Raw genomic sequence first — 11,695 nt, forward strand, 5'->3', positions numbered from 1 at the left:
AAACAATTGTTTACTTTTACTTTCTTTAGGTTGTTTAATGCAGCTTCGGTATTAGCCGCTACTTCTTTATGTGCACTCTTTGTCGGAGCATCTGATTGGGCTCCTGTGGCTTTAATGCACACTACTTTCAGCTACTTAATTCTATGTAATTTTGGGGTTAATGAGGGGCTCGGTCAAAAAGTCGTAAGATTTAATGCAAGGTATTTCGATGTCTATCAAGTTTTGCAAAATACTTTCATTGTTATATGTATTGTAAGCTTATTGTTCAGTGAAGCTTCGAGCACTCCAATTAGAGATATTTCATTCTATATTGGTGGAACAAGTGCTCTGTTGTTATTTAGTTTGAATCGGGTGTTTTTTCGAGGTGTGGGCTCATTCAAGTCCTTAGGGAATCTATATGTGGTAAATGGACTTATACTAGCATTTAGCCCAGTTCTCGTTATGCATTCAAAGGATCCATTTGATTTCTTAAGGCTTCTTATTTTTTCTTCTATTTGTGGCGCATTAATAAATATTTCATACAAAAAAGATGCGAAATTTTTGTTAAAAAAAACAAATCACTTAAAGGTAAAAAGGTATTGCCTAGTTTTTATAAATAAGACTAAAAAGCTTGCTATTGCTGGTTTTCCATTAATGCTCGCAGGTGTTACCTTTGAGGTTATAATTACAATCGATAGATTTTACATCAATAGTTTTTACGGGGAAATTTTAGCTGGTAATGTTGCTTTTTCTTTGATGCTTGTTAAAGGCGTTATTATGTTGCTTAGTATTCTTAATACCATTGGATTTAGAGCTTTATCAGTGAATACTTCTATGAAAAACTGGAATGCAAATATTTTAGTTATTAGAAAACAAGTAATTATAGGCATATCTGGGTGCTTCGTTTTGGTTTTTTTATTTTTTTCTGTTCTTTCTAGTAATTGGTTTATTAATAGCTTTCCTAGCTATGCCAACACGTCCGGTATCTTTTTGGCTCAATCCTTATTGCTGATTCCTCTCTCGTTTATGTTCCCTTTGAGTGTTGTGAGTAACTTTATGTTTGGTGGGAGAGTATATTTATTAATGTTAATGAGCATAATGCTTTTATATTTTTCAATAGTATTTATCGTTCATAATTTAACTGATACTCTAACTATATATGAACTGTCTTTCGTAGTTGTTAGCTGCTTTTCATGTGGTGTTTATTTATTTTCAAAATATATTTTTAAACAATTTGAGGCTCACTAGTGGTAACAAATGTTTTCATAGCTTTTACACAAGCTCAGGTTGTTCATGCAGTGAATGTTATTACTACTCAACGTTTACAAAATGTAGTTATCATTTCCAGATATCAATGTGATGAATACAATGAATTTTTCGAACATGTGTTTATTTTAGATGGCCCTATATATAGATTACTTTTTAAGTGGCTTAAAGTTAAAAATTATTTAAAGTCGATAGGTAAAGTTAATCTTTTCATTGCTCATAGTTTAAACGTATTTTCTCAAGGAGTCTTTCATGAACTCCTCGACAATAACTTCCTAAATACATTGAATGTCTTTCCAGACGGGAATTTATTGTTCAATGATTTCACAGTAAATAAGTATTGTAAGGATAATCTAGTTAAAAAGTTGGCTAGTTACGTTATTGGAGCCAAATATAGATTATTTAGCGGAAGTGTAATATCTCCATTCGTGGATATAGATACTGTGCATAGTTATATTGATGGTGTTACCTGTAAGTATAGAGCGTTGAAATATATAGATGTTACACCAGTTACAAAAAATATAGGAACAGGAGTATTGATTTTAGGGCATAGAAACCAACAAGTTATTTCAGCGGACAGTTTAATTGAAGTTGTCAAAAGAAATATTACAGAAGGCCCAATATACTATAAACCACACCCTAGATTAGCTATAGAAAATGATTTGTTTTATCAGATATTGAATGTTAGTTTTAAAGGCAAAGTTTCATTAATTGATAATAAGTCACCAATAGAAGTCATTATCCAAGATTTTCCAATCCAAAGTGTTTTCGCAGTAGCATCATCTTCTCTCGTAACCTTAAAAATCCTTATACCTGAAGTGAACGTTTGCTATTTTGGCCTGCAAAGGTATCTTGGTAAACATTATAACCCTCAAATGAAAATTCAATTCGATCGAATGGGCCTAATAGAGTGGAATTAAATTATAAAACAAGGATTGATATAGTTTGGTTAGTTTCTTGTGTGTCTTTTTATTTTGTATTGGTCGTTTTGTGTAGCGGTAGTTATTTAATAAACTCCTATGAATTTAATAGTTTAATAGAATTCAGATATCAACGATTAATAACAATAGCTTCTTTATCTTACTTTTTTTTATTGACGTTATTAAGTTTAAGGTCAATTAAGTGGTTTTGGTTGATTTTGCCATTTGTTATTTTAACCGTCCCAAATGCGATAAATTCTATTTTTCCTGGCTTCTACTTGACTCATGTGGGTGAAAGAGGTAACGCATCATTTGCATTTGTTTCGCATATAGATTTATATTTTTTGATTAATATATGTGCTCGATTTTTATTACCCTTTCAAAAAAAATTATATATAAGCTCACAATTTAAAGCCCTTAAATTAGCTTGTTTTTTATTGTTGGTTAGTCTGACAATTAATAGTGTATTGGCAATAATAAAGAATTCTGATTTCTTATATATATTAAATGGGGCATTTCATTTTCGATATTTGTTCTTTGCTCTATTGTTTGCAAATGAGTTATTTGATATTGAAAATGAAAAATCTTTTGTAAACGGAATAGCTTATTCAATACCATTATTGGCTGCTGAAGCATTTGCTTCCACATTTTTGGGTGGTGATTCAATTTTTGGAGAGTTGAAAAGTGGTAATTTTGCAAATAATGTTTTTGGTAATTTTTTAGCTGTATTATTTGTTTATTTTTTAAGTATTAGGAAAGTGAGAGAATATCAGAACCCTCTTTTTATATTTGTACTATTTTTACTTCTTTGTTTAATTTTCATGACAGGAGTTCGGGGAGCAATTCTTTCGTTGGGTCTAGGATTAACAGCATTATATTTTTTGATTCGAAAAAGCGCTCAAACAATCACAATGTACTTTCTTATATTACTCTTAATTTTAATCTCATTGCTTTACGTTTTTGATTTATTGTGGATATTTGACTATGTGGGGGAACTGTTTGAATCTTTTAGATTAGTTATTGAAAGCGGTTATGGGACAAAGGGAATTAAAATTGACGAAAGTAATAGCTCAATCATTACAAGAATAGCGATTTGGAAAAGCACCATATATATGGCTCTTGATAATTGGGTCTTTGGAATAGGTTCTTCCAATTGGAACTACCTTAAAGCTGAATATGGTGTGCCATTCAAGGTTTTATTAGACCCTCACAATGATTACTTGAATTTCATTTGCTTGTATGGAGTAACAGGCTTTTTAATTATTTATCTGTTGTATATAAAGCAGGTCATTTATGTGATTTTTAGTCGTATTAAAGGAGCCATTAACCCTTACAGGATAGCTTTATTTACAATGTCGGTATCAAGCATTACTAATGCGAATAATAGTAAACATCAAGTTTTCGCTATGGTTTCTGTATTTTTGATACTTGCTTATGTGGTTACTATACGGAACCACTTCCAGTTTTTAAAAGAATAGTACTGAGTAGGAGGTTGCTTGAAAATTGCAATAATAGGTACCCGTGGCATTCCAAATAGGTATGGAGGCTTTGAACAATTTGCGGAAATCGTAAGTCAACAATGGGTAGAAAAAGGACATGAAGTAATTTGCTATAATCCACATGATCACTTTTATAACGACTCAGAGTTTAATGGTGTAAAGATTATTAAAAAGTATAATCCTGAGTCCAAAATTGGTGCCGCTGCCAATTTTTTATATGACTATCTGTGTTTGAAAGATGCATACAAACAGGAGTGCGATATATATTTAGAACTTGGATATCAAAGCGCATCTATTTCTTTTCTTACTATCCCAAAAGAAGAGCGAAAGAAGATTGTTACGAATATGGATGGACTTGAATGGAAAAGAGATAAGTGGTCACCAACGGTAAAAAGGCTAACAAAGGTTGCAGAAAAGCTTGCCGTTAAGCATAGTGGGACGATGATAAGCGATAATGAAGGTATTGCTGATTATTATCTGGAAGAATTTAATGTTGAAACTGAACTTATTGCTTATGGTTGTGAGCCAGTCGGAGCGCTCTCTAAAGATCTTTATGTAGGCTATGTGGATTCATCGACTGAGTTCGATTTGGTAATTGCCAGATTAGAGCCTGAAAATAGTATTGAGGTTATTTTAGAAGGGGTAATCCAGTCCGATTGCGAAACTGTATTACTTGTAGTTGGTAATTACCAAACTACCTACGGCAAGTATCTGATGGAGAAATATAATGATAAACGAATTTATTTCGTTGGTGGTATTTTCGATAAACAAATCTTAGATTCCATGAGACAATATTGTCGTTTATATTTTCACGGGCACACTGTCGGAGGTACTAACCCATCTCTACTAGAGGCTATGGCTGCAAGTGCTAATATTGTCGCAAACGATAACAAATTTAATCGAGCCGTTTTAAATAATGAATCTTTCTTTTTTGTTACCCATGAAGATATAAAAAGAATTAGAGAAAGCTTTCTAAAAGTAAAAAACGAATTTGATTTGTTCAATATCAAAAACAAACAAAAAATTGAAGAAATTTATACTTGGGAGACGATAGGTGAGGCTTATCTTGAAGTCTTTGAAAGGATTGTAAATAAATGAAGATAGTTATTATTACTCAAGATGACCCTTTTTACTTGGCAGAAAACTTAGATTATTTGTTTAGTTTAATTGACGGGCAGCATGAAGTAGTTGGATGTGTAGTGTCTAAAGTTTCCCCATTTGGCAAAAAAGAAAGTTTTATTCAAAAGGCATCAAAGACGGCTAGAATTTTTGGTTTACGGTTTTTCATTCGTTATGCTCTTAAATTTGTCCTTTCAAAGATAAATCCTAATAAGAAAGTTAAAAGAGTGTTAAAAAAATATGATATCCCTGAGGTGGAGTTGTTAAAGTCAATAAATTCAAAAGAATCGCTAGAGCGTATTAATTCGCTTAAACCTGATCTACTGATTTCTATTGCTGGAAATGAGATATTTAAACTTCCTCTTATTAATTTGGCTCCGAAAGGGTGCTTAAATTTACACACTGCACTTCTACCTAAATATAGAGGGTTAATGCCTAGTTTTTGGGTACTTAAAAACAAAGAGGAGTTTTCTGGGGTTTCTGTTTTTTATGTTGATGAAGGGATAGACAGTGGGCCGATTCTAGTTCAGAAAAAGTTTTCGTTAAAAGGCCTAACTCAAGAGCAGCTTATCAAGGATAGTAAAAAATTAGGAATGGAAGCTATCTACGAATCTGTATGCGCAATCGAAAATGGGACTGTTGAATTAAAGTCTAACGATGACGAATATAAATCTTACTACGGGTTTCCAACTTCAGAAGATGTAAAAGAGTTTAATAAAGTTGGAGCAAAGTTTTATTAATGAAAATATTAACGTTCGACATTGAAGACTGGTTTCACCTTTTAGATAACCCTTCAACTGAGTCTATTAATGATTGGGTTAAATTTGAATCTAGAATTCATAACAGTGTAGAGGTAATACTTCATACGCTAGAGAAACGTAACTTAAGAGCGACATTTTTTATCTTGGGATGGGTGGCTGATAAGTATCCAGATATAGTCAAAAAAATTGATAAATCAGGGCATCATATAGGGACTCATTCTTATGCACACCAATTAGCATATAAGCAATCTCCTCGGGAATTTGAAGATGATCTTAGACGCTCTATTGGTGCTTTGGAAGAGTTAACAAGTAAACCTATAAATTGTTATAGGGCACCAGGTTTTTCAATAGTTGAAGAAAATTTATGGGCATTTGATATTTTAGTAAAAAATGGAATCGAAATAGACTGCAGTATATTTCCTGCAAGTCGCGCACACGGTGGGCTGCCAAACATCGAAATAAAAGGACCTAGTGTAGGCATTGTTGGGAAGGACGAATTAAAACTTTTTCCTATAAACTCTAAGAACATTTTTGGTAAAGACTTTATTTATTCTGGTGGCGGCTATTTCCGTCTACTCCCTAAAGCATTATTGAAAAACTGGTTTCGCAATTCAACTTATGTAATGACATACTTTCATCCAAGAGATTTCGATGTAAATCAGCCTGTACTAGAGGGGCTTAGCCTCAGCAGGCGATTTAAGAGTTATGTGGGCATATCTGGCTGTTTAAATAAGCTGGAAAGTATGTTAGATGACAATCAATTTATATCGTTAGAGTCAGCAACGAATAATGTTGATTGGGCTATTGCACCAAGACTCAAGTTAAGGTAAGTAATATGAGAAAAGGAATTATCCTAGCTGGAGGAAGCGGTACTCGCTTGTATCCGCTAACTAAAGTAGTAAGTAAACAATTGATGCCGGTTTATGATAAACCGATGGTTTATTATCCACTTGCAACACTCATGCAGGCTGGTATTAAAGAAGTATTAATAATAGCAACACCTAGCGAAATTCATCGTTTTGAGGATTTGTTGGGAGATGGCTCTAGCTTTGGCATTGAAATCAGTTATAAAGTTCAGCCAAGCCCTGATGGTTTAGCTCAAGCATTTATTTTGGCAGAAGAGTTTTTAGATGGCGCAGCTGCAGCTTTAGTGCTTGGTGATAACTTGTTTTATGGTCATGATCTCGTTAAGTCGCTTCAAGCAGCTAATCAACAGTCTTCAGGTGGTACGGTGTTTGGCTATCATGTTTCCAACCCTCGAGCATATGGTGTTGTAGAGTTTGATTCAAACGGCAATGCGATAAGTATTGAAGAAAAGCCACAAATTCCTAAATCAAATTATGCGATCCCAGGTTTATACTTTTTCGACTCACGAGTTGTTGAGATTGCAAAGCAAGTTAAACCGTCAGCTCGTGGTGAATTAGAAATAACCGACGTAATTGAACAGTATCTAAAGCTTGGTGAACTAAAAGTTGAAATTATGGGGCGCGGTACAGCATGGCTAGATACTGGTACTCATGATGATTTACTTGCTGCTGCACACTTTATTTCGACTATCGATAAACGACAAGGGCTTAAAGTCAATTGTCCTGAAGAAGTTGCTTTTCGAAACGGTTGGCTAACTGAAGATAAACTACGAGAAATAGCGGAGCCTTTAAGGAAAAGTGGTTATGGTGAATATTTACTTCGTCTTATAGATGAACGAGTCTTTTAGGTTTCTTAGGTGGGGTTTGAGATTCCGAATCTCGCCTCAGGCTCTTCCGGAAGGGGGGGCTAGTTTTGGTCTTGTCGAATGATCAATTTTAATTAACCTTTCGACAGCGATAAAAATGTTTGGAGTTTCTCAATTAAGATATTTGGGAATAACGTATAAAAATGAAAATAATCGATACAGCGATTGCTGATGTAAAAATTATTGAACCTCAGGTTTTTGGTGACGACAGAGGTTTTTTTCTTGAAACATTTCGTGAATCTTGGTTTAAAGAGAATATTGCCAACGTTAATTTTGTGCAAGATAACCATAGTAAATCATCCCACGGTATTTTGAGAGGGTTACACTATCAGCTAGAGCAAACTCAAGGAAAGCTCGTTCGAGTAACCTCTGGTGAGGTTTATGATGTAGCTGTCGATATGAGAAAAGACTCAAGTACTTTTGGTCAACATGTAGGCCTTGAGTTATCTGCTGAAAATAAACGCCAATTATGGGTTCCTGCAGGTTTTGCTCATGGCTTTTACGTAAAGAGTGATAGTGCTGAATTCGTATACAAATGCACGGACTACTATCACCCTCAGTCAGAAGTTTCTTTACTCTGGAACGATAAAAATCTTGCTATTGAGTGGCCACTTAAAGACGAACAAGAACCATTGTTATCTGAAAAAGATAAGGTTGGTCTCTCTTTAGCTGCAGCACCCACATTTTAGAGTTACTTCATGAAAATACTAGTAATTGGTAAATCAGGGCAGCTTTCATATGAACTGTCTAAGTTGGTTGAGTCCACTAATGAGTATGTTTTTCTGGGTAGGGATGCGCTTGACTTAGCAAATGTTAATGGTATTAAGCCTATCTTAGAAAGTGTCTCTCCTGACGTTATCATTAACGCGGCAGCTTATACCGCAGTAGATAAAGCTGAATCAGAGCCGTCACTGGCCTTTAATATTAATTTTTTAGCGGTCCAGGAAATAGCAGCCTTTTGTGCCTTGCAAAATATTCGCTTAATCCATGTCTCGACAGATTTTGTCTATGACGGTCAAAATAACACGCCGTATAAGAGTGATGACTCAACCAACCCCATAAGTGTTTATGGCGAAAGCAAGCTTAAAGGCGAGCAGGCGATTAAAAAGTTATTGCCAGAGCAGCACTGCATTATTCGGACTTCTTGGGTTTATTCCACTCATGGTGGCAATTTTGTTAAAACGATGTTGTCTTTAATGGCCTCGAAACCTGAACTGGGCATTATTTCAGATCAAATAGGCTCGCCAACTAATGCAAAAGGATTAGCTAAGGCCTGCTTAAACGCAGCATTAAATAAAGTGTGTGGCACTTTCCACTATACAGATTTAGGTGTAGCAAGTTGGTACGACTTTGCCGTTGAAATTCAAGATATTGCGTTAGAGTTAGCGCTTTTACCTAATGCTATAAAAATAAAGCCAATTTCAACTCAAGAGTACCCAACTCCAGCTAAACGACCTCATTACAGTGTACTTTGTAAAAAAGCGACAATGAAAGCATTTAGTGATGTTGAGTTTTTACATTGGCGTCATCAATTACGACGCATGATGCTTGAATATAAAGAGAATCAATTATGAATAAAATTTTAGTTACAGGCGGAGCTGGCTTTATTGGCGCAAACTTCGTTCACTATTGGTTAGGGCATTATGCCAACGATAAGGTCATCGTATTAGATGCATTAACATATGCCGGAAATATGGCAAATTTAGAGTCAGAATTATCAAATGCTAATTTAACTTTTGTTAAAGGTGATATTTGTGATCAAGAACTAGTCGAAACTTTATTAATTGAACATGATATTGACACTGTTGTTCACTTTGCTGCCGAAAGTCATGTAGATCGTTCAATTACAGGGCCAGATGCGTTTATAGAAACTAATATTATTGGTACCTATTCTTTACTTAAAGCAAGTAAAAAGGTTTGGTTAGATGGCGATAATGTAAAAGAAGGTCATCGTTTCCATCATGTATCAACGGATGAAGTCTACGGGACGCTCTCAGCAACTGATCCTGCTTTTACTGAAGAGACAGCGTATGCACCTAATTCTCCTTATTCAGCGTCAAAAGCGGCGAGTGATCATTTAGTTAGAGCGTATCATCATACATTTGGATTAAATGTCACCACAAGTAATTGCTCAAATAACTATGGTCCGTTGCATTTCCCTGAAAAGTTAATTCCATTGGTGATCACTAATATTTTACATAACAAGCAACTACCTATTTATGGTGATGGCCAACAGATCAGAGATTGGTTATATGTTGAAGATCATGCATATGGCATTGACTTGGTATTGAAAAAAGGTCGCCTTGGTGAAAATTATAATATTGGTGGTAACAATGAATGGGCTAACATCGATATCGTTAAATCAATTTGCCACCTAGTTGAACAAGAGTTTAGTTCTAATGCTGAGCTAGCAGAAAGGTTTCCAGAAGCTAAAGCGGCTATCGAAAAAGATACTGAATCTTTAATTACTTATGTTAAGGATAGGCCAGGACATGATCGCCGTTACGCAATTGATGCAAATAAAACTAATAATGAATTAGGATATGAGCCTAGAGAGTCTTTTGAAACGGGTATCAAAAAAACTGTTCAATGGTATTTAAATAACGAAAGCTGGTGGCGAAGTGTGATGGACGGAAGTTACCAGGATTGGGTGACAAAACAATATAAACAATAATAAAAAAAACGGTGCTTGGCACCGTTTTTTTATGAATGAATAACAGCCCTACATGGACTTGCGCATATATTTTTAATTTTTAATGGAAAGCACGTTAAAAGCACTTTTCTATTAAACTTAACACTTTTATCTAGAGAAATTGGAGCCAGTAAGAGGGTTGAAGGGCTTGAATCGAACAACCCTGCGACAGCATTATATGGTTTTTTTTGGTTGTCAATTATCGGCGTATCAACTGCTAGTATATTGAGCTCCAGTGAAGCAAGGTATGTTGTTAATTCATTCTCAAAATATGGTGCACCGCTCAAATAATTCGCATGATTTGCACTCTCAAAAGTCCAGCCAGAGTTTATCAAAATTGAACATCCCTTCTTGATGTCTATTTCTGAAACACTACATACTTTTTTAAAATTTTCTAAAGTAATGCAGTTCTTATCATCTGGTGGCAAATGAAACACGAGAACTTCAGTATGAAATCTGTCTAATTTTATATCATCCAAATTTATATTATTATCTAATTTATGGCGAGAGGTCTCAATGTATGTGCATGAGTGACTGCAAAGGTCTAACCTGTGAACTGTACTGTTGTCTCTATTTTTAGTTGAACTTATAGTCGAGATTTTATTTCCCCAACTTTCGCGATATCTAAACGTGCTCTGACTTGTTTCTACTGTTATGTCTATTAATGCCATATTTAATTAATATTAGACTAGCTTTTGTACTTAAATAGATTTTACCTTGGAAATAGAGCTTATGTGAATAATTTTCATCTATAAACCTCATGACATCGTAAAAAACAACCAATACAATGAAAACAAATTGTTTTTTAAAGGATGAGTATGGTTAATAAAATCAAAAAGGCAGTGATCCCCGTCGCAGGGTTAGGTACCCGAATGCTGCCAGCAACGAAAGCTATTCCAAAAGAAATGCTGCCAATCGTTGATAAGCCATTGATACAATATATCGTTAATGAGTGTATTGATGCGGGCATTACCGAAATAGTGCTTGTTACTCATTCATCAAAGAATGCGATTGAAAACCATTTTGATAAGTCATTTGAGTTAGAAACAACACTTGAAAAACGCGTGAAGCGCCAATTGTTGGAAGAGATTCAAGCTATCTCACCAAAAGATGTTACGATTTTACATGTTCGCCAAGGCGAGGCAAAAGGTTTAGGCCATGCAGTTTTAAAGGCTCGTCCAATTATTGGTGATAACCCATTTGCGGTCGTTTTGCCGGACGTCGTATTAGACGATGCTTGTGCTAATTTGAAGTCAGAAAATCTTGCGGCTATGCTTAAGCGATATAAGGAAGTTGGTGGTTACAGTCAAATTATGGTTGAGCCAGTGCCAATGGAGCAAGTGAGTAACTACGGTGTTGTTGATTGTGGTGGTGAGGAGCTGGTGCCAGGAAAGTCACGACCTATGACTGCTATTGTTGAAAAACCACCGGTTGACGAGGCTCCATCAAATCTTGCCGTTGTGGGACGCTACGTACTTACCGAGAAGATTTGGGATTTACTTGAATTCACGCCTCCAGGCGCAGGTGGTGAAATTCAACTAACTGATGCTATTGCAAGTTTAATGAAGTTAGAGATGGTGGAAGCTTTTCATATGAGTGGTAAGGCCCACGACTGTGGCTCTAAGCTTGGCTATATGAAAGCCAATGTTGAATATGCTTTGCGTCACCCTAAATTAGCCGAAGAGTTTAAGGAATATCTAAAAGAATTAGACCTATAGGGTTTCAGC

Annotated in this window: 12 protein-coding genes; 11 read left to right on the forward strand and 1 reads right to left on the reverse strand. The window is 35.2% G+C overall.

Features of this window, described 5'->3' with window-relative positions:
* The first annotated feature begins 6 nt into the window (after window positions 1–6).
* From QQK05_RS14615 to rfbB, 10 genes are all read left to right on the forward strand, one after another.
* On the forward strand, window positions 7–1,227 hold the full coding sequence (locus tag QQK05_RS14615; protein ID WP_284299886.1) for a hypothetical protein: 1,221 nt from the start codon (window positions 7–9) through the stop codon (window positions 1,225–1,227).
* Complete coding sequence (locus QQK05_RS14620) at window positions 1,227–2,165, forward strand: polysialyltransferase family glycosyltransferase (RefSeq protein WP_284299888.1); 939 nt, start codon at window positions 1,227–1,229, stop codon at window positions 2,163–2,165. The genes QQK05_RS14615 and QQK05_RS14620 overlap by 1 nt, the downstream gene beginning before the upstream one ends.
* Window positions 2,156–3,643 (forward strand): O-antigen ligase family protein, encoded by a 1,488-nt coding sequence (locus QQK05_RS14625; RefSeq protein ID WP_284299890.1) that lies wholly within the window; start codon window positions 2,156–2,158, stop codon window positions 3,641–3,643. Before QQK05_RS14620 ends, QQK05_RS14625 begins: the two co-directional genes overlap by 10 nt.
* Window positions 3,644–3,661: 18 nt before the next feature.
* The gene (locus QQK05_RS14630) at window positions 3,662–4,762 is read left to right on the forward strand and encodes a DUF1972 domain-containing protein (protein WP_284299892.1); all 1,101 of its coding nucleotides are present in this window, start codon (window positions 3,662–3,664) and stop codon (window positions 4,760–4,762) included.
* On the forward strand, window positions 4,759–5,523 hold the full coding sequence (locus QQK05_RS14635) for a formyltransferase family protein (protein ID WP_284299894.1): 765 nt from the start codon (window positions 4,759–4,761) through the stop codon (window positions 5,521–5,523). The genes QQK05_RS14630 and QQK05_RS14635 overlap by 4 nt, the downstream gene beginning before the upstream one ends.
* Window positions 5,523–6,374, forward strand: a complete 852-nt coding sequence (locus QQK05_RS14640; protein WP_284299896.1) for a polysaccharide deacetylase family protein — start codon at window positions 5,523–5,525, stop codon at window positions 6,372–6,374. The genes QQK05_RS14635 and QQK05_RS14640 overlap by 1 nt, the downstream gene beginning before the upstream one ends.
* A gap of 5 nt (window positions 6,375–6,379) precedes the next feature.
* Window positions 6,380–7,258 (forward strand): glucose-1-phosphate thymidylyltransferase RfbA, encoded by an 879-nt coding sequence (gene rfbA / locus QQK05_RS14645; RefSeq protein ID WP_284299898.1) that lies wholly within the window; start codon window positions 6,380–6,382, stop codon window positions 7,256–7,258.
* A gap of 161 nt (window positions 7,259–7,419) precedes the next feature.
* Entirely contained in the window at window positions 7,420–7,965 is a 546-nt protein-coding gene (gene rfbC / locus QQK05_RS14650) for a dTDP-4-dehydrorhamnose 3,5-epimerase (protein ID WP_284299900.1), read from the forward strand.
* A gap of 9 nt (window positions 7,966–7,974) precedes the next feature.
* Complete coding sequence (gene rfbD / locus QQK05_RS14655; protein WP_284299902.1) at window positions 7,975–8,850, forward strand: dTDP-4-dehydrorhamnose reductase; 876 nt, start codon at window positions 7,975–7,977, stop codon at window positions 8,848–8,850.
* Window positions 8,847–9,950, forward strand: coding sequence for a dTDP-glucose 4,6-dehydratase (rfbB, locus tag QQK05_RS14660; RefSeq protein ID WP_284299904.1), 1,104 nt, complete (start codon window positions 8,847–8,849; stop codon window positions 9,948–9,950). The genes rfbD and rfbB overlap by 4 nt, the downstream gene beginning before the upstream one ends.
* 29 nt (window positions 9,951–9,979) lie before the next feature.
* On the opposite strand, the gene QQK05_RS14665 is transcribed toward rfbB, so the two are convergent.
* Window positions 9,980–10,639: a cyclase family protein gene (locus tag QQK05_RS14665; protein WP_284299906.1), complete on the reverse strand. Its 660-nt coding sequence runs from the start codon at window positions 10,637–10,639 to the stop codon at window positions 9,980–9,982.
* A gap of 147 nt (window positions 10,640–10,786) precedes the next feature.
* Here QQK05_RS14665 and galU point away from each other — a divergent pair, with 147 nt between their 5' ends.
* On the forward strand, window positions 10,787–11,686 hold the full coding sequence (gene galU / locus QQK05_RS14670; RefSeq protein ID WP_284299909.1) for a UTP--glucose-1-phosphate uridylyltransferase GalU: 900 nt from the start codon (window positions 10,787–10,789) through the stop codon (window positions 11,684–11,686).
* Window positions 11,687–11,695: the final 9 nt, after the last annotated feature.

It is taken from the genome of Thalassotalea loyana (assembly GCF_030161435.1).
GTDB classification, from domain to species: Bacteria; Pseudomonadota; Gammaproteobacteria; order Enterobacterales; family Alteromonadaceae; genus Thalassotalea_G; species Thalassotalea_G loyana.

Coding starts and splice junctions, on each gene's coding strand:
- rfbA (WP_284299898.1), top strand. CDS start 6,380: ATGAGAAAAGGAATTATCCTAGCTGGAGGAAGCGGTACTCGCTTGTAT.
- QQK05_RS14635 (WP_284299894.1), top strand. CDS start 4,759: ATGAAGATAGTTATTATTACTCAAGATGACCCTTTTTACTTGGCAGAA.
- QQK05_RS14665 (WP_284299906.1), bottom strand. CDS start 10,639: ATGGCATTAATAGACATAACAGTAGAAACAAGTCAGAGCACGTTTAGA.
- QQK05_RS14640 (WP_284299896.1), top strand. CDS start 5,523: ATGAAAATATTAACGTTCGACATTGAAGACTGGTTTCACCTTTTAGAT.
- galU (WP_284299909.1), top strand. CDS start 10,787: ATGGTTAATAAAATCAAAAAGGCAGTGATCCCCGTCGCAGGGTTAGGT.
- rfbC (WP_284299900.1), top strand. CDS start 7,420: ATGAAAATAATCGATACAGCGATTGCTGATGTAAAAATTATTGAACCT.
- rfbD (WP_284299902.1), top strand. CDS start 7,975: ATGAAAATACTAGTAATTGGTAAATCAGGGCAGCTTTCATATGAACTG.
- rfbB (WP_284299904.1), top strand. CDS start 8,847: ATGAATAAAATTTTAGTTACAGGCGGAGCTGGCTTTATTGGCGCAAAC.